This is a genomic window from Chitinimonas koreensis, assembly GCF_014353015.1.
Classification (GTDB): Bacteria; Pseudomonadota; Gammaproteobacteria; order Burkholderiales; family Chitinimonadaceae; genus Chitinimonas; species Chitinimonas koreensis.
On sequence record NZ_CP060704.1, the window covers coordinates 1,921,230 to 1,944,703 of the forward strand.

At 69.0% G+C, this 23,474-nt stretch carries 24 protein-coding genes and 1 pseudogene; 15 read left to right on the forward strand and 10 right to left on the reverse strand.

Features of this window, described 5'->3' with window-relative positions; genetic code table 11:
- Positions 1-10: 10 nt before the first annotated feature.
- The 5 genes from H9L41_RS08385 to rpe form a co-directional block, all read right to left on the reverse strand.
- The gene (locus H9L41_RS08385) at positions 11-829 is read right to left on the reverse strand and encodes a citrate synthase family protein (RefSeq protein WP_028446541.1); all 819 of its coding nucleotides are present in this window, start codon (positions 827-829) and stop codon (positions 11-13) included.
- Positions 826-1,638 carry a citrate synthase family protein gene (locus H9L41_RS08390; protein WP_028446542.1) on the reverse strand — a complete coding sequence of 271 codons (813 nt, stop codon included), beginning with the start codon at positions 1,636-1,638 and terminating at the stop codon, positions 826-828. Before H9L41_RS08390 ends, H9L41_RS08385 begins: the two co-directional genes overlap by 4 nt.
- Before the next feature lie 3 nt (positions 1,639-1,641).
- A complete protein-coding gene (locus H9L41_RS08395) occupies positions 1,642-3,447 on the reverse strand; it encodes a thiamine pyrophosphate-binding protein (RefSeq protein WP_028446543.1) in 1,806 nt (601 codons plus the stop codon).
- Between the two features lie 149 nt (positions 3,448-3,596).
- Positions 3,597-4,349: an SDR family NAD(P)-dependent oxidoreductase gene (locus H9L41_RS08400; RefSeq protein WP_028446544.1), complete on the reverse strand. Its 753-nt coding sequence runs from the start codon at positions 4,347-4,349 to the stop codon at positions 3,597-3,599.
- A gap of 157 nt (positions 4,350-4,506) precedes the next feature.
- The gene (gene rpe, locus H9L41_RS08405) at positions 4,507-5,190 is read right to left on the reverse strand and encodes a ribulose-phosphate 3-epimerase (RefSeq protein WP_028446545.1); all 684 of its coding nucleotides are present in this window, start codon (positions 5,188-5,190) and stop codon (positions 4,507-4,509) included.
- A 108-nt stretch (positions 5,191-5,298) separates the two neighbouring features.
- On the opposite strand from rpe, the gene apaG reads away from it, so the two are divergent.
- A complete protein-coding gene (gene apaG / locus H9L41_RS08410) occupies positions 5,299-5,682 on the forward strand; it encodes a Co2+/Mg2+ efflux facilitator ApaG/CorD (protein WP_028446546.1) in 384 nt (127 codons plus the stop codon).
- Positions 5,683-5,950: 268 nt separating this feature from the next.
- Here the strand turns inward: apaG and H9L41_RS08415 are convergent, their stop codons facing one another.
- The 5 genes from H9L41_RS08415 to trxB form a co-directional block, all read right to left on the reverse strand.
- Entirely contained in the window at positions 5,951-6,382 is a 432-nt protein-coding gene (locus H9L41_RS08415; RefSeq protein WP_028446547.1) for a hypothetical protein, read from the reverse strand.
- Between the two features lie 134 nt (positions 6,383-6,516).
- Entirely contained in the window at positions 6,517-7,425 is a 909-nt protein-coding gene (locus tag H9L41_RS08420) for a polysaccharide deacetylase family protein (protein WP_028446548.1), read from the reverse strand.
- Between the two features lie 266 nt (positions 7,426-7,691).
- Positions 7,692-7,817, reverse strand: coding sequence for a Smr/MutS family protein (locus H9L41_RS24480; protein WP_265583969.1), 126 nt, complete (start codon positions 7,815-7,817; stop codon positions 7,692-7,694).
- Complete coding sequence (locus H9L41_RS08425) at positions 7,811-8,365, reverse strand: Smr/MutS family protein (protein ID WP_265583970.1); 555 nt, start codon at positions 8,363-8,365, stop codon at positions 7,811-7,813. Before H9L41_RS08425 ends, H9L41_RS24480 begins: the two co-directional genes overlap by 7 nt.
- Before the next feature lie 35 nt (positions 8,366-8,400).
- Positions 8,401-9,354, reverse strand: coding sequence for a thioredoxin-disulfide reductase (trxB, locus tag H9L41_RS08430; RefSeq protein ID WP_028446550.1), 954 nt, complete (start codon positions 9,352-9,354; stop codon positions 8,401-8,403).
- A gap of 178 nt (positions 9,355-9,532) precedes the next feature.
- On the opposite strand from trxB, the gene H9L41_RS08435 reads away from it, so the two are divergent.
- The 14 genes and pseudogenes from H9L41_RS08435 to H9L41_RS08500 all read left to right on the forward strand — a co-directional run bounded on the left by H9L41_RS08435 (position 9,533) and on the right by H9L41_RS08500 (position 23,471).
- Positions 9,533-10,243, forward strand: coding sequence for an MlaE family ABC transporter permease (locus H9L41_RS08435; RefSeq protein WP_028446551.1), 711 nt, complete (start codon positions 9,533-9,535; stop codon positions 10,241-10,243).
- Positions 10,240-10,803 carry a hypothetical protein gene (locus H9L41_RS08440; protein ID WP_028446552.1) on the forward strand — a complete coding sequence of 188 codons (564 nt, stop codon included), beginning with the start codon at positions 10,240-10,242 and terminating at the stop codon, positions 10,801-10,803. The genes H9L41_RS08435 and H9L41_RS08440 overlap by 4 nt, the downstream gene beginning before the upstream one ends.
- Positions 10,769-11,752, forward strand: a complete 984-nt coding sequence (locus H9L41_RS08445) for an MlaD family protein (RefSeq protein ID WP_028446553.1) — start codon at positions 10,769-10,771, stop codon at positions 11,750-11,752. The genes H9L41_RS08440 and H9L41_RS08445 overlap by 35 nt, the downstream gene beginning before the upstream one ends.
- Positions 11,749-12,540: a hypothetical protein gene (locus tag H9L41_RS08450; RefSeq protein ID WP_187523757.1), complete on the forward strand. Its 792-nt coding sequence runs from the start codon at positions 11,749-11,751 to the stop codon at positions 12,538-12,540. Before H9L41_RS08445 ends, H9L41_RS08450 begins: the two co-directional genes overlap by 4 nt.
- A gap of 177 nt (positions 12,541-12,717) precedes the next feature.
- A pseudogene (rpsB, locus tag H9L41_RS08455) lies at positions 12,718-13,442 on the forward strand (30S ribosomal protein S2).
- A gap of 371 nt (positions 13,443-13,813) precedes the next feature.
- Positions 13,814-14,686: a translation elongation factor Ts gene (tsf, locus tag H9L41_RS08460; protein ID WP_028446556.1), complete on the forward strand. Its 873-nt coding sequence runs from the start codon at positions 13,814-13,816 to the stop codon at positions 14,684-14,686.
- Between the two features lie 143 nt (positions 14,687-14,829).
- The gene (pyrH, locus tag H9L41_RS08465; RefSeq protein ID WP_028446557.1) at positions 14,830-15,549 is read left to right on the forward strand and encodes a UMP kinase; all 720 of its coding nucleotides are present in this window, start codon (positions 14,830-14,832) and stop codon (positions 15,547-15,549) included.
- 235 nt (positions 15,550-15,784) lie between these two features.
- A complete protein-coding gene (frr, locus tag H9L41_RS08470; RefSeq protein ID WP_028446558.1) occupies positions 15,785-16,342 on the forward strand; it encodes a ribosome recycling factor in 558 nt (185 codons plus the stop codon).
- Between the two features lie 77 nt (positions 16,343-16,419).
- A complete protein-coding gene (gene uppS / locus H9L41_RS08475; protein ID WP_211236890.1) occupies positions 16,420-17,118 on the forward strand; it encodes a polyprenyl diphosphate synthase in 699 nt (232 codons plus the stop codon).
- On the forward strand, positions 17,112-17,933 hold the full coding sequence (locus H9L41_RS08480; protein WP_028446560.1) for a phosphatidate cytidylyltransferase: 822 nt from the start codon (positions 17,112-17,114) through the stop codon (positions 17,931-17,933). The genes uppS and H9L41_RS08480 overlap by 7 nt, the downstream gene beginning before the upstream one ends.
- Before the next feature lie 5 nt (positions 17,934-17,938).
- The gene (gene ispC / locus H9L41_RS08485) at positions 17,939-19,135 is read left to right on the forward strand and encodes a 1-deoxy-D-xylulose-5-phosphate reductoisomerase (RefSeq protein ID WP_028446561.1); all 1,197 of its coding nucleotides are present in this window, start codon (positions 17,939-17,941) and stop codon (positions 19,133-19,135) included.
- A gap of 90 nt (positions 19,136-19,225) precedes the next feature.
- On the forward strand, positions 19,226-20,575 hold the full coding sequence (gene rseP, locus H9L41_RS08490; protein ID WP_028446562.1) for an RIP metalloprotease RseP: 1,350 nt from the start codon (positions 19,226-19,228) through the stop codon (positions 20,573-20,575).
- A gap of 76 nt (positions 20,576-20,651) precedes the next feature.
- Complete coding sequence (gene bamA / locus H9L41_RS08495; protein WP_028446563.1) at positions 20,652-22,934, forward strand: outer membrane protein assembly factor BamA; 2,283 nt, start codon at positions 20,652-20,654, stop codon at positions 22,932-22,934.
- 45 nt (positions 22,935-22,979) lie between these two features.
- Positions 22,980-23,471 (forward strand): OmpH/Skp family outer membrane protein, encoded by a 492-nt coding sequence (locus tag H9L41_RS08500; protein WP_028446564.1) that lies wholly within the window; start codon positions 22,980-22,982, stop codon positions 23,469-23,471.
- The last annotated feature ends 3 nt before the right edge of the window (positions 23,472-23,474 follow it).

Sequence of the window (23,474 nt, forward strand, 5' to 3'; positions counted from 1 at the left end):
TTGAGCGCGATCAGGCGGGGCCGGCATCCCAGTCGCGCTTGGCCGGGCCGGTGTAGTCGATCTGGGCGCAGCGCAGCGCGAAGGTCGCGCCTTCGGGCTTGGCCGCCGCCTCCTGGTAGCAGGGCGGCATGCCGGCCATGAACGACGGCAGGAAGAACAGGTAGCACTCGCGCGGCGACAGCCCGAGGTCGAGCGAGACGGCCGCGATCGCCGCCGCGTAGTTGATCGGCAGCCGGCGGCCGAGCGCCAGCAGCGTGCGCTCGACCTCGAAGGCCAGCGCCAGGTGCGGGCCGACGCCGAGGCCGAGCTTCTCCAGCAGCTCGACCACCACGGTGATGCGCTCGTCGACCTCGAGCGTGGCCACCGGCCGGCCATAGCCCAGCAGCAGGCGGTGGCGCGCCAGTTCTTCCTTCACCACCGCTTCCAGCGTCTCGCCGGCATCGACGCGCCGGCGGGCGCGATGGAGGAAGTCGGCGGCGGTGAATTCGGGCTGCCAGCCGTAGATCGCGGCTTCCGACACCGCGATGGCGGCGCCGATCGCCATCGCGCCGGTGCCGCGGCCGGCGCCGACCAGCGCGGCGACGCGGTTGTTCCACAGCCGCGCGTCGGGGTAGCTGGTGCAGGTCCACAGCACGTGCAGCACTTCGCGCTGGCGCGGCTCGATGCGGCGGCCGGTGATGCCGAACAGGTAGAGCTCCATCCAGTCGATGTCGCGCAGGTCGGCGTGCAGGTCGTGGCCGCGGAACACCGCGCGGTCGCCGGGGAAGCAGGCGCCGGCCTGGGTGCGGAACGGGCCGTTGTGCTGGGCGAGGGTTGCCGGTCCGCTCATGCTGCGCGCTCCTTGGCCTGGGGATCGTTTTCGAGCTCGATGGTGAAGAAGGGGAAGCGGCGGTAGCCGACCTCGGCCTGTTCGAGCGTATGGGCGGCGGCGCCGGGCAGGCGCAGCAGCAGGGTCAGCATCTCGGCCTCGGCCGGCGTGCAGCCGAGGTCGGCGAAGCCGGCCGCGGCCGCGCCGGTCAGCGCCAGCGGCAGGCCGGCCGCCCGCTCCAGGCCCTCACGCTCGGCGGCCAGCCAGGCGGCGCGGCCGTCCGGCGTCAGTTCGGCCAGGCGGGCCAGCGTCTGCAGCACCGGGCCGGCGCAGCGCGTGCCATAGGGGTCGAAGCCCGGCGGGTGTTCCATGTCGGGCCAGACCTGTGCGCGTTCGGGCGGCGCCGGCTTGGTCAGCAGCGGTGTCCAGGCCGCGAGGTCGGTGCCGGCCGTTTGCCAGCCCTCGACCGCCAGCCGTACCTCGCGCGCGCCGCCGTAGCTTCCGGCTCCGGCCGCCAGCGCGGCCATCAGCGCCGCCGCAGCCGGCGAGCCGCCGACGCCGGCGCACATGGCCGCATGGACCGACGGGTCGCGCGGGCCGGGGTTGGCCAGCGCGATCGCCAGCGTTTCGAGCAGCCGTGCCTGGCGCGTATCGGGCCGCTCGCCGCGGAACAGCAGGTACAGATACTCGATGTAACTGGCCTGGCCCAGCAGTGCGCCGTATACGTCGTAGCCGCGGCAGTAGCTCGCTTCGGCACGAAAGGGGTTGTCCGCTTGCGCTTCTTCCAGCCAGATCTTGCTGTGGATGAGATCCCGGTCTTCGGTCGTCATGGCCTAGGCGGTTCCTTTCAGAGTCTTGATGCGCACGTTCATCGGCGGCACCTCGTCGGGGTCGATGCGCACGTCGAGCAGGCTCGGCCCGCCGCGGCGCAGCAGCGCGCCGATGTCGAGCGCCTCGAGGTCGGCCGCCGAGCGGATCACGTAGCCCGGCACGCCGAACGATTCAGCCTGCAGCCGGTAGTCGACGAGCGGGATCGCATGGCCGATCGATTCGGCGCCCGACAGCCGCTGGCCGTGCTTGACCATGCCCAGGCCGCCGTCGTTGAGGATGACGAACAGCACGTTGAGTCCCTCGGCCGCGGCGACCGAGATCTCCTGGCCGTTCATCAGGTAGCTGCCGTCGCCGGTGATGCAGACCGCCGGGCAGCGCCGGTTGCCGGCCGCCGCGCCGATCGCGGCGCCGATCGCCCAGCCCATCGCGGCGAAGTCCATGGTGCTCTGCAGCCAGCCCGGCCCGCCGTGGCGGCGCTGGCCGTCGGCAGCGACCGGCGGGCTGCCGTTGCCGTGGCGCATGCGGCGGTCGTGCACTTCGAGGTAGTGCACCGCCCACGAGGTGCTGTTGCCGGTGTCGGCGAACACCCGCACATTGGGCGGCAGCCGTTCGGACAGCAGGCGCATCAGCCGTTGCGGCTTGATCGGCACGCTGTCGTCGCTGCACTTGTCCGGCTCGCGCAGCCGCTGGCTCTGGATATGGCCGCTGGCGCCGATGTCGCGCTGGACGTAAGGGCTGGGGCCGCTGCGCAGCGCCTCGAGCAGCCGCTCGCACACCGTGCTGATGCGGCCGCGCACGTGCAGCTTGGCCATCGGCGAGCGCAGCAGGTGTTCCTCGGACGAATCGATGTGGATCAGCCGGTCGTTCAGCACCGTCTCGCACCAGGCCGCGCTGGCCCATTCGCCGAGGCTGGTGCCGAAGGCCAGCGTCAGGTCGGGGTCGTCGAGCAGCGCCGCGTTGGCGGTGTAGTGGCCGGCGAAGCCGAACACGCCGCGGTAGAGCGGGTGGCGCGGATTGACCAGGCCCTTGCCGTCAGGCGCGGTGAGGAAGATCGAGTCGGTCAGCTCGGCCAGTTCGAGGATCGGATCGATCGCCTCGCCGCAGCTGGCGCCGATCACGAACACCATGCGGTGCGCGCCGCGGATCGCCTCGGCCAGCTTGCGCAGCGCCGCCTCGTCGACCAGCGAGGGCTTGTACAAGAGCTTGTTGAGGTCGAAGGCGCGCTCGGGCGACTTGAGCTGGGCGCGCAGGATGTCGACCGGGAAGGTCAGGTGCACCGGGCCGTTGGCCTGGCGCGCCTTCATCAGCGCGTTGGCGAGCTTCTGCTCGGCCTGGTCGCGGTGCGACACCAGCGAGTTGTAGCGCGTGCAGTGGCGGAACATGCCGAGCGTGTTGATGCCGGTGCAGGCCGATTCCTGCAGCGCGCGCTTGCCGAACGAGGGTAGCGAGGGCTGGCCGGTGATGGCCAGGATCGGCACGCCGTTGTCGAAGGCGCAGGCGATGCCGGTGATCAGGTTGGTGGCGCCCGGCCCCGAGGTGGCGAGGCAGACGCCGATCTTGCCGGTCTCGCGCGCATAGCCGTCGGCCATGTAGGCCGCGCCGGTCTCGTGCCGCGCCAGGATGTGGCGCAGGCCGCCGCGCCGCTCGCTGCGCGCCAGGGCGTTGTAGAGCGGTTCGACCGCGCCCCCGGGTATCCCGAACACGTATTCGATGCCAATGCTCTCGAGGTAGCGGACCATCATCTCGGCCACGTCGACAGCATGCTGATCCTCGGACGCGGTGGCGCCCGCCTGTTTCTGATCCGGCATATCTCACCCTTTTGTCGTCGATTCTTGTCGGTCGCAAGGCGGCCTGCGTTGGGCAGCCCCCATCGTTATAGTTGGACGAAAGGACGGGCGGAAGGACGAGCCTGCGTCGCGGCCGATCGCCGGCGGGGACGGCGTACCCCGGCGCGCGCTCAACCGAGCTCGCGCAGGTCCAGCAGTTCGCCGAAGCCGATCCGGTCGCCGTGCAGCGCGGCCAGCAGGCGCGCGCCGCAGTCGTCCGGGTCGCTCAGCGCGCCGTCGGCGTGGTAGGCCTTGACGCGGTCGACCAGCGGAAAGTCGTCGGCGCCGTGGCGGCGGATGTCGGCCTGCATGCCGGTGTCGACGATGCCGGGCGCGATCGCGGCGATGCGGATGCCGTCCGGCCGTGCCGCCTGCTCGAGGCCGACGCAGCGGCTGTACATGTCGAGCCCGGCCTTGGCGGCGCAGTAGGCGCTCCAGCCCGGATAGGGATTGCGGCCGGCGCCGGAGCTGACGTTGACGATGCGGCGGTCGCCGCGGCGCGCTTCGAAATGGCGCACGAAGGCGTTGCACAATTGCATCGCCGCCGCGAGGTCGACGGCGATGCAGCGCTGCAGTTCGGCGTCGTCGCAGCGGCCGGCGGGCGCTACCGGCTCGACCACGCCGGCGTTGTTGACCAGGTAGGCGCCGTCCCAGTCGAGCGCGGCCAGCGAGCCGAACAGCTCCTCGGCGACCTCGGCCACCCGGGCGCCGTCGGCCAGGTCGAGCGCGACGAAGCGGTAGCCGGGCAGTCCCGCGCCGAGCGCGGCCAGCTCGGCCGATTCGTGCCGCGCCAGCGCGACCAGCTGGCCGCCGCGCGCGGCGACGGCGCGGGCCAGGCCCAGTCCCAGGCCGCGAGAGGCGCCGGTGACGACGTAGCAGTGCATTGGTGGTTTCCTTTCGAAGTCGCCGGATGGCGGCCCGCCGTTCACGGCTGGCTGAGCGCCTTGCAGGAGCGGCTTTCGCCGCGAAGGCGACGGCGCAACGACCGACATTCGCGGCTGAAACCGCTCCTGCGCGGATGGTGCGGACGGTGAACCGTTGTCAGACCTTCGCCAGCTCCGCCCTCATGGCGTCGATGGTCGCCTTGTAGTCGGGCGTGTTGTAGATCGCCGAGCCGGCCACGAAGGTGTCGGCGCCGGCGGCGGCGATCTCGGCGATGTTGTCGACCTTCACGCCGCCGTCGATCTCCAGCCAGATCTCGCGGCCGCTGCGCGCGGTGTATGCGTCGATGCGGCGGCGCGCCTCGCGCAGCTTGTCGAGCGTGCCGGGGATGAACTTCTGGCCGCCGAAGCCGGGGTTGACCGACATCAGCAGCACCATGTCGAGCTTGTCCATCACGTAGTCCATGTAGTGCAGCGGCGTGGCCGGGTTGAACACCAGGCCGGCCTTGCAGCCCGAATCGCGGATCAGGCCGAGCGTGCGGTCGAGGTGCTCGCTGGCCTCGGGATGGAAGGTGATGATGTTGGCGCCGGCGCGGGCGAAGTCGGGGATGATGCGGTCGACCGGCTTGACCATCAGGTGCACGTCGATCGGCGCCTCGGTGCAGGGCCGGATCGCCTCGCACACCAGCGGGCCGATGGTCAGGTTCGGCACGTAGTGGTTGTCCATCACGTCGAAATGGATGATGTCGGCGCCGGCGGCGATCACGTTTTGTACTTCTTCGCCGAGCTTGGCAAAGTTTGCAGACAGGATGGACGGGGCGATGCGGTAGGTGGGCTGGCTCATGGCGGCGCGATCGGGGAAGAATGGACGACGGCGCGATTTTACCCGGCTTGTGGCCCGCGCCGAATTGGCGTGTAATCGCCGCCTTCGAATCCAGCACCGGCCACCGACATGGGCGAATCCCGCAAGTACGACATCACAGTGACGGTGCAGCCGCAGTACCTCGAGGACCAGTCCGACGAGGCGGCCGGCCGCTACGTGTTCGCCTACCACATCGGCATCCTCAACAGCGGCTCGGTGCCGGCGCAATTGCTGAGCCGGCATTGGATCATCACCGAGGCGGCCGGCAGCGTGCAGGAAGTGCGCGGCCAGGGCGTGGTCGGCGAGCAGCCGCAGCTCAAGCCCGGCGACAGTTTCTCCTATACCAGCGGGGTGGCGCTGTCGACGCCGGTCGGCACCATGCGCGGCAGCTACCAGTTCATGGCCGAGGACGGCACCGCCTTCGAGGCCGAGATCGCCGAATTCGTGCTGTCGGTGCCGCGCGTATTGCACTGAGCGCAGATTTTCCAAACGAAAGGCCCGTCCATTGGACGGGCCTTTGCATTTTGAGAGTCTGGAAGAGCACGCCGGTTACCGCTGTAGCGATGAAATTGTGCTGTCGAGCGTCGCGAGGCTCCCTCTGGTCCACCCACAAAGTCTTCGACTTTGCGGGGACCCCGGGGCGGCGAGGGCGGGGGGAGTAGGAGTGAATCAGGGTCGAGCTATGCGGTCGAGCAGTCACGAATGATTGGCGCCTGGGTTTCCCGGGCGCCTGCGCAACGCGTCAAGCCAGGTGTTCGGCCAATACGCGGAAGCTCGACAGCAGGGCGAGCGATTCATCCAGCCAGGCGCCGTCGCCATGGCGGACCAGGCATTCGCGCCAGCGCTGGTTGAGGCGGTCGTCCAGGTGATGGCGCCAGGAGAACGCCGGGTCGAGGAAGATCGCCTCGCTGGCCGGCTGGTCGGCCGCGCCGGCGCTGCCCGGATGCATGCGGCGCATGGCGGCGTGCAGCTGCGGGCACAGGATCAGATCGAAATACAGGCGCTGGAAGGTGGTATCGCTGACGTCGGCATCGCCGGCCAGCGCGATCAGGCGGGCGCGGAACGCTTCCGGGAAACCGAGCGGCAACGGGCCGGGCAGGCGCTTGTAGAGGCGCTGCGGGGCCGGGGTGAGGAAGGCGGCGAGCGATTCCTGGCGGGCGAGGGCGGCGGTCATGGTCGGGCTCCTTGGGGGATTGACCGACATGGAGCAAGAAGCGGGCCATCGCCATTCCGCCACCGGGCCGATCCGGCCGGGCGTCGAGTGGGCAGGACGGGGGATCGCGATGCGCGCCTTGCGGCCGCATCCGATCAGCCCGGAAAGGCCGGCCCCTGTTCCGCCAGCGTGCCGCCGTACAGCGGCGAGGGCTGCTGCAGCACGCTGTGCCAGGGCAGCGCGGCGCGGTCGAGCAGCTTGTACAGCCGCGCCAGCGAGGTGATCTCGTGGCCCTGCCCGCGCCAGCCGGCAAGAAGCTGCTCCAGCAGCGGCAAGCGCTTGCCGCCGTCGGCTGCCGCCTGCACGGTAAAAACGTGGCCGGTCAGCGGGATGCGCTCGCTGCGGGCCAGGATGGCGGCCACCGCGCCGGCTTCGTCGTGGCCGTCGCCGATCAGTTCGGCCAGCGTGGGCAGCGTGGTCGGCAATTGCGGCACGCGCACCGGTTCGCCGTCGACCACCGGGTAGAACGGATGGCGGCCGCGCGTATCGCTGCCGAACTCGAGCCCCATCTGCTGCTGCTGCCGCAGTGCGGCGCGATTGAGGCGCCAGCCGGGCAGAGCGGTGGCGCGCGGCGGCTCGCCGCACAGCTCGGCGTGGGCGCCGCAGGCGGCGGCCAGCTCGGCGGCGACCCAGGCCTGTTCGGCGGTGCCGATCCGGCGCACCCAGCCGGCGCGGTCCCAGGCCAGCACGCCGGTGTCGAAACCGGCCTCCCTGACCGCCCGGATCGCCGCCGCGGCCTGCTCGCCGACGCGCGGCGCCGGCAGCGGCCGGCCGTAGCCGCGCGCCCAGCCCTGCGGGCCGAGCAGCGCGCGGTTGAGCTTGCGCTGGCGCTTGTCGCGGCCGATCTCGAACAGCGGGCCTTGCGCCAGCGCGCCGCGGTCGGGGCCGAAATTGAAGTAGAAGCTGGCGCCGGCCTCGTGGCGCTGCAGGGCCTCGAGCAGGCGCGGCACCGCCTCGCGGGTGGCGGCGAGGCTGTCCACTTCGATTCTCAGCGCGAGCAGCATGGCCGCGTTTCTCCCTGGTCTTGTTCTGTACGCAGATGGGTCTGCGCTTGGATTGCGTGTGGCGCGTTCAAGAGCCGCGTCGTCTTGTAGGCGCGGCTTCAGCCGCGAATACGTCCGTGCCGGCCTGAACCGTTCGCGGCTGAAGCCGCTCCTACGGAACCGGAACCGGAACCGGAACCGGCTTGGCGAGCGGGCGCCATTGTCGGGGTTGGGCGGCGTGTCCACAAGCTGTCGGGCCGTACACGCAGCCTTGCCGCGGGGCGGTGTCAGCGCTTCGGCGCGCGCAGCAGCACCAGGGCCGCACCGCCGCCGCCGTCGACGTGCGGCGCCTGGCAGAACGCCAGCACCTCGTCGCGCTGAGCCAGCCAGTTGCGCAGCTTGTTCTTCAGCACCGGCTCGCGGTTCTTCGAGCCCAGCCCTTGCCGTGGATGATGCGCACGCAGCGCTTGTCGCCGCGCACGCAATCGTGGACGAAGGCGCCGACCGCCGCGCGCGCCGCGTCGGTATCGAGGCCGTGCAGGTCGAGCTGGGCCTGCACCACCCAGTGGCCGCGGCGCAGCTTCTTCAGCGTGTCGAGCTTCTGGCCGGCGCGCAGGTAGAGCAGCTCCTCGCCGCTCTCGATCTCGTCCCACGGCCAGAAATCGGTCATCGCGTCGTGCATCACGCGGCCTTCGTCGGCGGCGCGCTGGCGCGGCCAGGGCGACACCGGCGCCGGCGGATGCGGGTAGGGCAGCGGCCGGCGCAGCGGCTCGACGCCGGCCATCTCGCGCTGGAACAGCAGCGCCTCGGTCTCGACCGGCGGCGCGGCCGGCGGCCTGGGCGCGGGCGGGCGACGCTCCTCGCGCAGGGCGCGGGCGATCGGCTTGAGCTGGTCGGCGAGCGGGGTCTTGGGGCGCGGCATGACGCGATGGGTGATCCAGGACGCGGCAAGGCCGCCCATCAGGGCGGCCTCGTCTGCGGACTGCGCCGGGAAGCTTACTTCAGCGTGTCGAGGTACTTGTCGGCATCGAGCGCGGCCTGGCAGCCGGTCGCGGCGCTGGTGATGGCCTGGCGGTAGACGTGGTCCTGCACGTCGCCCGAGGCGAACACGCCGGGGATGCTGGTCGCCGTCGCGTTCCCTTCGCGGCCGCCGCGGGTGACGATGTAGCCGTTTTCCATCTCGAGCTGGCCGGCGAAGATGTCGGTGTTGGGCTTGTGGCCGATGGCGATGAAGCAGCCGGTCAGCTCCAGGTTCTTGGTCGAGCCGTCCTGCGTCGACTTCACCCGCACGCCGGTCACGCCGCTGTCGTCGCCGAGCACCTCGTCGAGCGTGGCGTTCAGTTCCAGGCTGATCTTGCCCGACTCGACCTTCTCCATCAGGTGCTCGATCAGGATCTTCTCGGCGCGGAAGGTGTCGCGGCGGTGGATCAGGGTGACGTGGCTGGCGATGTTGGCGAGGTAGAGCGCTTCCTCGACCGCGGTGTTGCCGCCGCCGACCACGCAGACCTTCTGGTTGCGGTAGAAGAAGCCGTCGCAGGTGGCGCAGCCCGACACGCCGCGGCCGTGGAAGGCCTCTTCCGACGGCAGGCCGAGGTATTGCGCCGAGGCGCCGGTGGCGATGATCAGCGCGTCGCAGGTGTATTCGCCGGAGTCGCCGATCAGGCGGATCGGCTTCTCGGTCAACTTCGCGGTGTGGATGTGGTCGAACACGATCTCGGTGCCGAAGCGCTCGGCGTGTTTCTGGAAGCGCTGCATCAGCTCGGGGCCCTGCACGCCGTCGGCATCGGCCGGCCAGTTGTCGACGTCGGTGGTGGTCATCAGCTGGCCGCCCTGGGCAAGGCCGGTCACCAGCAGCGGCTTGCGGTTGGCGCGGGCCGCGTAGACGGCGGCGGTGTAGCCGGCGGGGCCGGAACCGAGGATCAGCAGGCTGCTGTGCTTGACGTTGGGCATGGCGGGTTCCTTTACTTTTAAGGACGGGCTAAGGCTGGAGACGGATCGTGGCGGCTGTGACCGACACGGTCCGGCAAAAATCCGCGATAGTATAAGTCTGCGACTGTTGGGGAATTAAATTGATTGTTTCAATGCGTTCGATAGCGCCGCGAGCCTGGACAAGCGGGCGGCGGCCGGCATGAGCGTGCTGCGTACCCTGCTCGATGCGATCGTCCATCTGGTGGCCCTGCGCCGCTGGCCGGTGCGGCGCGTGCTGATGAAGCAGGTCTATTTCTCAGGCATCCAGTCGATGCCGCTGGTGCTGGCCGTCGGCGTCGCGGTCGGCGGCATCGTGGTGTCCCAGTTGCACTACCAGATCGGCCAGAGCGGCGAGGCGACGCTGCGCCTGCTGGCGTCGATCACGGTGACCGAGCTGGCGCCGTTGCTGACCGTGCTGCTGATGGCGGCGCGCTCGAGCGCGGCGATGGCCAGCGAGCTGGCGCTGATGCGCGCCAACGGCGAGCTGGCGGCGCTGGAGCGGATGGGGATCGATCTCTATGCCTACCTGGTGCTGCCGCGCATCCTCGGCATGATGCTGTCGGCCGCGGTGCTGACTTTCTATTTCGGTGTCGCCGCCATCGTGGCCGGCGCGGTCGGCGTGGCCGGCTTCGGCTGGCGCCATTCGCTGTCGATGCTGCCGCTGTCGCTGCCCCTGCGCGACTTGCTGCTGTGCGCCGCCAAGAGCCTGGCTTTCGGCGCCGCGGTCGCAACCGTGGCCTGCGCGCGCGGCCTGGCCGCCAGCGGCAGCGGCACCGAGGTGCCGGTCGCGGCCTCGCAGGCGGTGATCCGCGGCCTGATGGCGCTGTTCGCGATCGACCTGCTGTTCATCCTGGTGCGGCACTACCTATGAGCCTCCTGCGCCTGGACCACGAAGGCAGACCGATCGAGTTGGCGCCGGCCGGCCGGCTGTGGCTGCCGCTGCACGGCCAGCTGCGCGAGCAGGCCTTCGGCCATGCCGCGCGCCAGCTCGCCGGGCCGCACGGCTGGCTGCCCGGCGAGGGCGGGCTGGTGGCCAATCTGCGCGTGTGGGAGAACTGCCTCTTGGCGCACAACTACTTCGGCGGCCCGCCCGCCGCCGCCGACGAGGCGCTGCTGATCGAGCTGATGGCGCGCTGCGGCCTGGCCGGGCAGGATGCGCAGGCCTTCATGGCGGCGCCGGCCGGCAGCCTCAGCGCCAAGCGGCGCCGGCTGGCCTGCGCGCTGCGCGCGCTGCTGGCGCGGCCGCGGCTGATCCTGGCCGAAGGCGAGTGGTTCGGCGGCCTCGGCGACGACGAGGTCGAACCGCTGGCTGCCGCCTTTGCCGAACTTTGTCCGGACGCTGCCTGGCTGGTGCTGGGCGGTGCCCGTCCCGATACCGTGTGGGGATTTCCCGATCGTGAAAAAACTGGCGGAACTGCAACTCCTGCGTGATGCCGACGCGCGCTTCCGCGCCCTGCCGTGGAAGCTGGCGGCCTTCGGCCTCACCGCCCTGCTCGGCGCCGGCCTCGCGCTGGCCTTCTTCGCCTGGCGGCAGGGCTATTTCGAAGACAAGACGCCGATCTACTTCATCAGCGACACCGGTACCGACCTGCGCATCGGCATGGCGGTCAAGTTCTCCGGTTTCAAGATCGGCGAGGTCACCGACCTCAAGCTGGAGAAGCAGGGCCAGGTCGGCCGCGTGCGCATCGCCACGCTGATCGAGGATCGCCACCTGAAGTGGGTGAAGGCCGATTCGATCGGCCGGGTCGGCAAGGAGGGCTTCATCGGCGACAGCTATATCGACGTCGGCATCGGCGATCCGCGCCTGCCTCCGGTCGAGCGCGACACCGAGCTCGAATTCATGCCGGCCAAGAGCCTCGACGATGTGCTGCGCGAGGTGCGCGACCGCGCCGTGCCGGTGTTCGACCAGGTCGAATTGCTGATCCGCCGCATCAACGACCCGCAGGGCGACCTGAACCAGACGCTGGCCAACCTGCGCAAGCTGTCGGCCGACCTGCACGCCACGCGCGGCAAGGTCGACGCCGCGCTGACGCAGGTCGACCGGCTGGCCGGCAAGGAGGTGCCGGCCACGCTGGCCAGCGCGCGCCAGGCGCTCGAGCGGGCCGACCGCTCGCTGCAGAGCGTCGAGGCGCAGCTGCCGGGCCTGCTGCAGCGGACCGACCGCACGCTGGGCAATCTCGAGGCCGCCAGCGCGACCGCACGGCAGGCGCTCGACGCCGCGGCGCCCGACGCGGTCGGCCTGGTGCGCGACAGCCGCGAGCTGGCGCGCAAGGGCAACGAGACGGTCGACGCGGTCAGCGGCGCCTGGCCGCTCAAATCGCTGCTCGATCCGCCGTCGAGCCGGCCGCCGCGCAGCGACAGTCAGGGAGCCGCGCCATGAACAAGTTGCTGCTCATCCCGCTCGGCCTGCTGCTGGCCGCTTGCGCCAGCAAGGCGCCGCCCGAGCCCGGCCCGGCGCGCCAGGCGCGCGTGCTCAGCGAATCGGCCGCGCGCGCCAGCCTCGCCGGCCAGTGGCGCAGCGCCGCCGCGCAATGGCAGGAGGCGGCGCGCCGCCATGCCGCGCTCGACGATTGGAATGCGGCCGGCCAGGCCCTGCTCGGCGCGGCGCAGGCACTGGCCGGCCAGGGCGAGCCGGCGCAGGCCGCGGCCATGCTCGATGGCTTGGGTGCGGCGCGCTACCCGGCCGCGGTGCGCGGCGAGGCGTTGTACCAGCGGGCACTGATCGATTTGGCTGCCAAGGATTGGCCGGCCGGCCTGGCCCGGCTGGCCGCGGCGGAGGCGCTGCTGCCGGCCGACGAGCCGCTCCGCGCGGCGATCCCGAACGCCCGGGCGCGCGAGGCGCAGGCGCGCGGCGACTGGGCGGAAATGAAGCGGCAGGCCGGGCTTGCGCTGGCGGTGGCGGCGATCGAGCCGGCCGAGCGCGCCAATGCGCTGCGCCTGCGCGGTGTCGCGGCGCTGGCGCAGGGCGAGACGGCGGCAGCGCGCGGCGACCTCGATGCCGCGCTGGCGCTCGACCGCTCGCTGGCCCGGCCTGCCGGCATCGCGGCCGATCTGGCGGCGCTGGCCGACTGGGCCAGGCGGACTGGCGACCCGGCCGCGGAGGAGTGGGCGGATCGCGCGGCGGCCGTCTGCACGGCGGCGGGGCTGGCTGCGCGCCTTGATCGCTGAGTGGGGGTCGGCTTGAGCGATGGGCCGGAATATGCGTATAATCGCTGGCTCCCCAACTTGGGGAGTAACTATCCCGTCCACGCGAGCCAGGGTGTGTCGAGGCGGCCGAGTCAATCGGCGCCGGGCATGTCGGTCGTGGGCGGCAAGTCCCTAACCCTCGCAATGGAGTATCAAGAGATGTCCGTCAGCATGCGCGAAATGCTGGAGGCCGGCGTTCACTTCGGCCACCAAACCCGTTACTGGAACCCGAAGATGGCCCCTTCATCTTCGGTCACCGCAACAAGATCCATATCGTCAACCTGGAAAAGACCCTGCCGATGTTCGAGCAGGCTCTTGCCTACGTGCGTCGCCTGGCCGCCAACAAGGGCCAGATCCTGTTCGTCGGCACCAAGCGCGCCGCCCGTGAAATCGTCCGCGAAGAAGCGCTGCGCGCCGGCACCCCGTTCGTCGACCACCGCTGGCTCGGCGGCATGCTGACCAACTACAAGACGGTCAAGCAGTCGATCAAGCGCCTGAACGAACTGCAGACCACGCTGGCCGACGAGGGCAACGGCTACTCCAAGAAAGAGCTGCTGATGCTCAATCGCGAAGTGACCAAGCTGGAAACCTCGCTGGGCGGCATCAAGGACATGAGCGGCCTGCCGGACGCCATCTTCGTGATCGACGTCGGCTACCAGAAGGGCACCATCGTCGAAGCCCAGAAGCTCGGCATCCCGGTCATCGGCGTGGTCGACACCAACAACTCGCCCGAAGGCATCGACTACGTGATCCCGGGTAACGACGACTCGGCTCGTGCGATCCGCCTGTACGCCCGTGGCGTGGCCGACGCGATCCTCGAAGGCCGTGCCCAGGCCATCCAGGAAATCCTGGCCGCCGCCGGCGGCGAGGCGCAAGCCGCCTAAGGCTGCGGGCGTTCATCGCGCCGTCACACGATGCAGACAAAAAGGGGCGAGCAGCCCCTTTTGTACAGGCTCTGTTGACGTAAGGTTTGTGGGCCGCGTTTCGTCGGAAAGGGGCCTGATGCAAGGCGGAAATCGTGCAGCGTAGTCATCTACGCAAGCGATTTTCAACGCAGCAGCAGGCCCTTTCCGGCGAAACCCGGAGGGCCGGGCCGATTTTTGGGGCCATGCGTCGTTACGGCTCGCTGACTTATCTCGATAAGCTGCGCTTGCCGTGCCTAGCCTGGCCCCAAAACTCGGCCCGGCGCGGCCCACAAACCTTACGTCAACAGAGCCTCTAGTCCCCGAATATCGAACGATCAAGGAGTACCGACATGGCGGAAATCACCGCAAAGATGGTTGGCGAGCTGCGCGAAATGACCGGCCTGGGCATGATGGAATGCAAGAAGGCCCTGGTCGAAGCCAACGGCGACATCAAGGCTGCCGAAGAAATCCTGCGCATCAAGAGCGGCAACAAGGCGTCCAAGGTGGCCGGCCGTACCGCCGCCGAAGGCACCGTGGCCGTGTCCGTGAACGGCAAGGTCGGCGCGCTGGCCGAAGTGAACTGCGAAACCGACTTCGTCGGCAAGGACGCCGGCTTCCTGGCCTTCGCCAAGGCTGCCGCCGAAGCGATCGCTACCGCCAACCCGGCTTCGATCGAAGCGCTCGGCGAGGTGAAGACCGCTTCGGGCGAAACCGTCGAAGAACTGCGCAAGGCCATCATCGCCAAGCTCGGCGAGAACATCAACGTCCGCCGCTTCCAGCGCTTCGAGACCGAAGGCCAGCTGGCGACCTACCTGCACGGCTCCAAGATCGGCGTGGTGGTCGACTACACCGGCGGCGACGAGCAACTGGGCAAGGACATCGCGATGCACATCGCCGCGTCCAAGCCGGTCTGCGTGTCGAAGGACCAGGTTTCGTCCGAGCTGATCGAATCCGAACGCAAGATCTACTCGGCCCAGGCTGCCGAAAGCGGCAAGCCGGCCGACATCGTCGCCAAGATGGTCGAAGGCCGCATCGCCAAGTACCTGGCCGAAGTCACGCTGCTGGGCCAGCCCTTCGTCAAGAATCCCGACCAGACGGTCGAGAAGCTGCTGGCCGAGAAGGGCGCCAAGGTCAACGGCTTCACCATGTACGTGGTGGGCGAAGGCATTGAAAAGAAGGTCGTCGACTTCGCAGCCGAAGTCGCCGCCGCCGCCAAGGTCTGATCGACCCTGGTGTTCGAGACAGCCGTCCGGGGCGACCCGGACGGTTGTTTCACGAACGCGGCCGGCAAACGAACTTTTCCGGCTCGCGCTGCTACAAATAAGCGATTTCGATCGCCCCCTCCATTTCCCGCAAAGGTGAGCCCATGAGCCAAAGCCCCATCTACAAACGCATCCTCCTCAAGCTTTCGGGTGAAGCGCTGATGGGCGAGGACAGCTACGGCATCAACCGTGCGACCGTCGAGCGCATCGTCGCCGAGGTCAAGGAGGTGGCCGAGCTCGGCGTGCAGGTGGCGGTGGTGATCGGCGGCGGCAACATCTTCCGCGGCGTCGCCCCGGCGGCGGCCGGCATGGACCGCGCGACCGCCGACTACATGGGCATGCTGGCCACGGTGATGAACGCCATGGCCTTGCAGGACGCCATGCGCCAGCAGGGCCTGGTCAGCCGCGTGCAGTCGGCGCTGACCATCCAGCAGGTGGCCGAGCCCTATATCCGGCCCAAGGCGATCCAGTACCTCGAAGAGGGCAAGGTGGTGATCTTCGGCGCCGGCACCGGCAACCCGTTCTTCACTACCGATACCGCGGCCGCGCTGCGCGGCATGGAGATGAACGCCGACATCGTGCTCAAGGCCACCAAGGTCGACGGCGTCTACACCGACGATCCGAAGAAGAACCCCGATGCGGTGCGCTACTCCGAGCTGACCTTCGACGAGGCGATCAGCAAGAACCTCAAGGTGATGGACGCGACCGCGCTGGCGCTGTGCCGCGACCAGAACATGAACATCCGCGTGTTCAGCATCTTCAAGGTCGGCGCGCTCAAGCGCGTGGTGCTCGGCGAGGACGAGGGCACGCTGGTACACTGCTGACCGGCCGCTTTCGAGCTTGCGATGGCGGATAGGGGCGCCAGGCGGAGCCTGGCGGGATTGGCCGGCGGTGGAATATCGGCCGGTCCCTGATCGAATCCCTGCCCCCTCCGCCCCGTCCGCCGGCGGGGGAACCTCGCTGCGCTCGCTGGCTCCATTCCGCCATTCGGCCCAATTCATTCCGGCGCGGGTGTTTGATCCGCGCTTTTTACTCGATGACTACACAGGAGCGAGAAGCATGATCGCCGACGTGAAAAAGAATACCGAACAGAAGATGCAGAAGTCGGTGGAGAACCTGAAGGCCAATCTGGCCAAGGTGCGCACCGGCCGGGCCCATACCGGGCTGCTCGACCATATCACCGTCGACTACTACGGCAATCCGACCCCGATCAACCAGGTCGCCAGCGTGTCGCTGATGGATGCGCGCACGCTGTCGGTGTCGCCGTTCGAGAAGAAGATGGGCGCCGCCATCGAGAAGGCGATCCGCGATTCCGACCTCGGCCTCAATCCGGCCTCGATGGGCGACGTGGTGCGCGTGCCGATGCCTGCGCTGACCGAGGAACGCCGGCGCGACCTGATCAAGGTGGTGCGCGGCGAGGCCGAAGACAGCCGGGTCGCCGTGCGCAACCTGCGCCGCGACGCCAACGAGCAGATGAAGAAGGCGCTCAAGGACAAGGCGATCTCGGAAGACGACGAGCGCCGCGGCCAGGACGACGTGCAGAAGCTGACCGATCGCTACATCGCCGAGATCGACAAGCACCTGGCGGAAAAAGAAAAAGAGTTGTTGACGGTCTGATCGGCGACATCGTGGCTCTCTTCCAAAGCTCCACCAGCGCCGTACCGGCCGTGGCCAGCGTGCCGCGGCATGTCGCGATGATCATGGACGGCAACGGCCGCTGGGCGAAGAAGCGCTTCCTGCCGCGAGTGGCCGGCCACAAGCAGGGCGTCGAGACCATCCGTGAGATGGTCAAGGCCTGCCTCGACCTCGGCGTCGAATACCTGACGCTGTTCGCCTTCTCGAGCGAGAACTGGCGCCGGCCGCCCGACGAGGTGTCCTTTCTCATGGGGCTGTTCATCGCTGCGCTCGAGCGCGAGGTGGTCAAGCTCGACGAGAAGAATGTCCGCCTGCGGCTGATCGGCCGGCGCGACCGTTTCGCGCCGGAGATCGTCCGCGCGATCGAGACGGCCGAGGCCCGTACCCAGGGTAACCAGGGCCTGACACTGACCATCGCCGCCGATTACGGCGGCCGCTGGGACATCCTGCAGGCCACCCGCGCGCTGCTGCGCGATCGGCCCGACTTCGCCGCCGAGCAGGAGATCGACGAAGAGGCGCTGACCCCCTATCTCGCCATGGCCTATGCGCCCGAGCCCGACCTGTTCATCCGTACCGGCGGCGAGGCGCGCATCTCCAATTTCCTGCTGTGGCAGCTCGCCTATACCGAGCTCTACTTCACCGACGTGTTCTGGCCCGATTTCGACCGCGGCCAGCTCGACCTCGCGATCGCCTCCTACCGCCAGCGCGAACGGCGCTTCGGCCGCACCAGCGAACAACTGAAAGACGCCGCATGCTGAAGACCCGCGTGCTGACCGCGCTGGCGCTGCTGCCGCTGGTGCTCGGCTGCCTGTTCCTGGCGCCGCCGTGGGGCTGGGGCCTGTTCGCCGCCTTCGCACTGACGCTCGGTGCCTGGGAGTGGAGTCGCTTCGCCCGCTTCGCCCGCGGCGAGATGGTGGTGTTCGTGCTCGGCTTCGTCGCGCTGGCCGCAGCCTGGCTGGCCTTGCCGCTGGCGCGCAGCTGGGCGCCGCTGCTCGACCTGCTGGCGCTGCTGTTCTGGCCGCTGCTGGTGCCGATCTGGCTGCGACGCAAGTGGAGCCTGCGCCACAAGCCGCTGGCCGCCCTGGTCGGCTGGCTGCTGCTGCTGGCCGCGCTGGCTGGCGTCACCCGGCTGCACGAACTCAATCACGGTGCCTGGGCGCTGCTGTCGATCCTGGCCATCGCCTGGGTAGCCGACATCGCTGCTTATTTCGCCGGCCGCGCCTTCGGCCGCCGCAAGCTGGCGCCGACCATCAGCCCCGGCAAGAGCTGGGAGGGCGTCTATGGCGCGCTGCTGGCGGTCGCCGTCTACGTCGCCGCGCTGCATTACGCCGGCGCGCCGATCTTCGCCGCGATCCCGCTGTGGCTCGCGCTGCCTCTGGCCTGGGCACTGACCGCGGTCAGCGTGATCGGCGACCTGTTCGAATCGCTGCTCAAGCGCCAGGCCGGCCTCAAGGACAGCAGCAATCTGCTGCCGGGCCACGGCGGCGTGCTCGACCGCATCGACAGCCTGCTGGCGCTGATCCCGGTCTCGACCGCGCTGCTGTTCGGCTACGCCATGCTGAGCCTGGCCTGAATCCCATGTCGCATATCCCCCAGAATCTGACCGTCCTCGGTTCCACCGGCAGCATCGGCGTCAGCACCCTCGATGTGGCGGCCCGCCATCCCGACCGCTACCGCGTGCTGGCGCTGACCGCCAACGGCCAGGTCGACAAGCTGATCGAACAGTGCCTGCTGCATCGACCGCGCTACGCGGTGCTGGCCGAGTCCGAGCGGCTCGGCGACCTGCGCCAGGGTCTGCGCGACGCCGGCCTCGGCGACGTCGAAGCGCTGGCCGGTGTCGAGGCGCTGGAGATGGTCTCCGCGCTGCCCGAAGTCGACGCGGTGATGGCCGCCATCGTCGGCGCTGCCGGCATGCGGCCGACGCTGGCCGCCGCGCGTGCCGGCAAGCGCGTGCTGCTGGCCAACAAGGAAACGCTGGTGATGGCCGGCCGGCTGTTCATGGAGGCCGCCCAGCACGGCGGCGCCACGCTGCTGCCGATCGACAGCGAGCACAACGCGATCTACCAGTGCCTGCCGCAGCCGTTCGACGACGCGCCGGCGCAGGGCGTGCGGCGTATCCTGCTGACCGCCTCGGGCGGTCCGTTCCGCCGCTTCACCGCCGAGCAGCTCGAGGCGGTGACGCCCGAGCAGGCGGTCAAGCATCCGAACTGGAGCATGGGCCGCAAGATCTCGGTCGACTCGGCCAGCCTGATGAACAAGGGCCTCGAGGTGATCGAGGCGCGCTGGCTGTTCGGCCTGCCGCCCGAGCGCATCTCGGTGGTGGTGCATCCGCAGAGCGTGATCCACTCGATGGTCGAGTACGTCGACGGCTCGGTGCTGGCCCAGCTCGGCAATCCCGACATGCGCACGCCGATCGCCTACGGCCTGGCCTGGCCCGAACGCATCGACGCCGGCGTCGCGCCGCTCGACCTGTTCCAGATCGCCCGGCTCGATTTCGAGCAGCCCGATGCCGCGCGCTTCCCCTGCCTCGGCCTCGCCTTCGAGGCGCTGCGCCTGGCCGGCGCCGCGCCCGCCGTGCTCAACGCCGCCAACGAAGTGGCGGTGGCCGCCTTTCTCGACGGCCGCCTCGGCTTCAGCGCGATCCCCGTGCTCAACGAGTCGGTGGTGCGCGCGGTGGCGGCCGACTTCGACGCCGATTCGCTCGACAGCCTGATCGCCGCCGACGCCGCTGCGCGCCGCGCCGCCGACGACTGGCTGGGCCGGCGTGACGGCTGACGCGCCGAATCGTTTGGCCGCCGTCCCTGTCGAACATTCGGAGCGGTGCGTCCGCCGCCCCGACTGCCCCATCCGCCTGACCGAGTCGCCATGTCGCTGCTGATCACCTTGCTTGCCTTCATCGTCGCCATCGGCGTCCTGGTCTCGATCCACGAGTACGGCCACTACTGGGTCGCGCGCCGCTGCGGCATCAAGGTGCTGACCTTCTCGATCGGCTTCGGCAAGCCGCTGCTCAAGTGGCAGCGCGGCGAGACGCAATGGCAGCTGGCGGCGATCCCGCTCGGCGGCTACGTCAAGATGCTCGACGAACGCGAAGACCCGGTCGCGCCGGAAGAGCTGCACCGCGCCTTCAACCGCCAGCCGCCGCTCAAGCGCATGGCGGTGGTGGTGGCCGGCCCGCTGGCCAACTTCCTGCTGGCCATCGTGATCTACTGGGCGATCTTCATGGGCGGCGTGCAGGTGATGGCGCCGCGCATCGGCGCGGTGACGCCCGATTCGCTGGCCGGCCATGCCGGTTTCGTCGCCGGCGACGTGGTGACCCGCATCGACGGCCGCGATATCGAGAGCTGGGCCGACGTCCAGCTGGCGCTGATCGACCGCGCCGCGGCGCGCGTGCGCAGCAGCGTCACGGTCGAGCGGCCCGGCGGCGGCGAGATCGATCGCATCCTCGACTTCACCGACATCGACAAGGATGCGATCGACGGCTCGCTGACCTCGCGCATCGGCATGTCGGTGGTGGCCTACCGGGTCGACGAGCCGCCGGCCGCCGGCAGTCCGGCGCAGCTCGGCGGCATGCGGGTCGGCGACCGCCCGCTGGCGGTCGAAGGCAGGCCGACGCCCGACTGGCCGGCGTTCGCCGCCGCCGTGCGCGCCCGGCCCGGTCTCGTCACCCGCATCACCGTGGCGCGCGGCGCGCAGACCTTGGCGCTGACGCTGACGCCCGAGGCGGTGGAGGAGGGCGGCCGCCGCATCGGCCGCATCGGCGCGGCCGGCGGGCCCGAGCCGGCCTCGCTGGCCGGCCTGCGCCGCGATGTCGCCTACGGCCCGGTCCAGGCGCTGGGCAAGGCGCTCGGCCAGACTTGGGACACCTCGGCGCTGTCGCTCAAGATGCTGTGGCGCATGGTCAGCGGCAACGTCTCGTTCAAGCAGCTGTCCGGCCCGGTCGCGATCGCCGACTACGCCGGCCAGAGCGCGCGGCTCGGCTGGGTCGCCTACCTGCAGTACCTGTGCCTGATCAGCATCAGCCTCGGCGTGCTCAACCTGCTGCCTGTGCCGGTGCTGGATGGAGGCCATTTGATGTATTATTCGGCCGAACTTTTGAGGGGCCGACCCGTGTCGGAGCGCGTCATGGAACTCGGCCAGCGCGTGGGCGTCGGACTCCTCGCCGCGCTGATGGTCGTCGCCCTGTACAACGACGTCACGCGTCTGCTCACCGGTTAGCCAATCCCCATTACCGGTGGACTTCCTTCAACGCACGCGGCGGCCCGGGCCCCGGCTCGCGCCGCCGGATTCGTTTATGAAACCGACCTCGATCTCGCTCGCCCTCCTGGCTGTCTTCGGCCTTTCCGTTCCCGCCTACGCTTTCGAACCCTTCGTCATCAAGGACATCCGCGTCGAGGGTATCCAGCGGACCGAGGCCGGCACCGTCTACAACTACCTGCCGGTCAAGATCGGCGACCGCATCGACGACGACAAGGCCGCCGCCGCCCTGAAGGCATTGTTCGCCACCGGCTTCTACAGCGACGTGCGCATCGAGGCCGAGAAGGACGTGCTGGTGGTGTCGGTCGACGAGCGCCCGGTGATCGCGGCGATCCATATCGAAGGCGCCAAGGAATTCGAATCCGACCAGTTGCTCAAGGCGCTGCGCGACAACGGCATGGCCGAGAGCCGCACCTACGACCAGTCGATCCTGGCCGCCGCCGAGCAGGAGCTCAAGCGCCAGTACTACAGCCGCGGCAAGTACTCGGTGATGATCAAGACCACCGTGACGCGGCTCGAGCGCAACCGCGTCGCGATCTCCTTCGACATCTCCGAAGGCCTGGTCGCCACCATCAAGCAGATCAACCTGGTCGGCAACGACAAGTACGCCGAGAAGGAGCTGAAGGACTACTTCCAGCTCAACACCGGCGGCTGGTTCAGCTGGTTCACCAAGAGCAACCAGTACTCCAAGCCCAAGCTGCAGGCCGACATCGAAGCGCTGCGCTCGTTCTACTTCGACAACGGCTACATGGAGTTCAACATCGACTCCCAGCAGGTCGGGCTGTCGGACGACAAGAAGGACATCTTCCTCACGGTCAACCTGACCGAGGGCGAGCAGTTCACCATCAGCGAGGTGAAGTTCGCCGGCGACCTGATCGTGCCCGAGGAAGAGCTGCGCAAGCTGCTCGACATCAAGGCCGGCGAGGTGTTCTCGCGCGCCAAGATCAACGCCGCCACCGAGCGCATCTCGGACCGGCTGGCCGACGAGGGCTACGCCTTCGCCAACGTCAACGCGGTGCCGGCGGTCGACAAGGACAAGAACCAGGCCGCCTTCACCTTCTACGTCGACCCGGGCCGCAAGACCTATGTGCGCCGCGTCAACATCAGCGGCAACACCCGCACCCGCGACGAAGTGGTGCGGCGCGAGCTGCGCCAGCTCGAGGCTGCACCCTACGCCGGCTGGAAGATCAAGCGCTCCAAGGAGCGGCTCGACCTGCTCGGCTATTTCTCCGAGGTCAACGTCGACACCCCGCTGGTGGCCGACAGCACCGACCAGGTCGACGTCAACGTCAGCGTGACCGAGAAGCAGACCGGCAACATCCAGGTCGGCGCCGGCTATTCGCAGTCGGACGGCATGGTGCTGTCGGGCTCGATCGCCCAGGGCAATATCTTCGGCAGCGGCAAGTACCTCAAGCTCGAGGTCAACACCAGCAAGAGCAGCAAGGTCTACGCGATGTCGTTCAGCAACCCGTACTCGACGCCCGACGGCGTCGCGCGCGGCTTCGACATCTACCGCCGCCGCTACGAGCCGGACAACCTCAGCATCGGCTCCTACGTCAACGACACCTGGGGTACCGGCCTGAACTGGGCGGTGCCGGTCAGCGAATACGACAGCATCCGCTTCGGCCTCACCGGCGAGCGTTCCAAGCTGACGGTGTTCTCGAGCAGCCCGCAGTCCTACATCGACTTCGTCAACAAGTACGGCTACCTCAACCTGACCCTGCTCGGTTCGGCCGGCTGGGCGCGCGACACGCGCGACAGCGCGCTGTTCCCGACCCGCGGCAAGCTGCTGGCCGTCAACGGCGAACTCGGCCTGCCCGGCGGCGACATCAAGTACGCCAAGCTGACCGCGCAGCAGCAATGGTTCTACCCGATCAACAAGAACTTCACCGCGCTGTGGAACGTCGAGGCCGGCGTCGGCCGCGGCTACGGCGGCCAGAAGCTGCCGTTCTACTCGAACTTCTTCGTCGGCGGCGTCAGCTCGGTGCGCGGTTACGAGACCTCGAGCATCGGCCCGCGCGACGCGGCCGGCGACACGCTCGGCGGCAACCGCAAGCTGGTCAGCAACCTCGAGCTGCTGTTCCCGATGCCGGGCATGAAGCTCGACAAGTCGGTGCGCTTGTCAGCGTTCGTCGACGGCGGTAGCGTCTGGGGCGAAGGCCAGAAGTTCAAATTCGGCGACATGCGCTATTCGACCGGTCTCGCGTTCAGCTGGCTGGCGCCGGTGGGCCCGATGAAATTCAGCTACGCCAAGCCGCTCAACGCCAAGGAAGGCGACAAGCTCGAGCGATTCCAGTTCTCGCTCGGCCAGATCTTCTGATACGTGCGCCGCATGCGGCGCGTCGCCAGCAACGAGGTAGTCAACGTGAAACGTCTGCTCAGTCTGATTCTTGCCGCCGGCCTGGCTGCGCCCGCGTTGGCGCAGGACATCAAGGTCGGCTTCGTCAATCTCGACCGCATCCTGCGCGAGTCGGGCCCGGCCGTGAAGGCGACCAAGAAGCTGGAGAAGGAATTCGCCAACCGCGAGGCCGAGCTCAAGAAGCTGGTCGAGCAGGTGCGCGCGCGCCAGACCGAGCTGGACAAGGGCGGCCTGACCATGCCCGAGACCGAGCGGCGCAACAAGGAGCGCGAACTGGTCAAGCTGCAGCAGGACCAGTCGCGCATGCAGCGCGAATTCCGCGAGGACCTGAACGCGCGCCGCAACGAGGAGCTGTCGGGCATCCAGGAGCGCGTCTACAACACCATCCAGCAGATCGCCGGCAACGAGAAGTACGACGCGATCCTGCAGGAAGCCGTCTATATCAATCCCAAGCTCGACATCACCGACAAGGTGCTGAAGGCTTTGGCCGACAAGTAACGC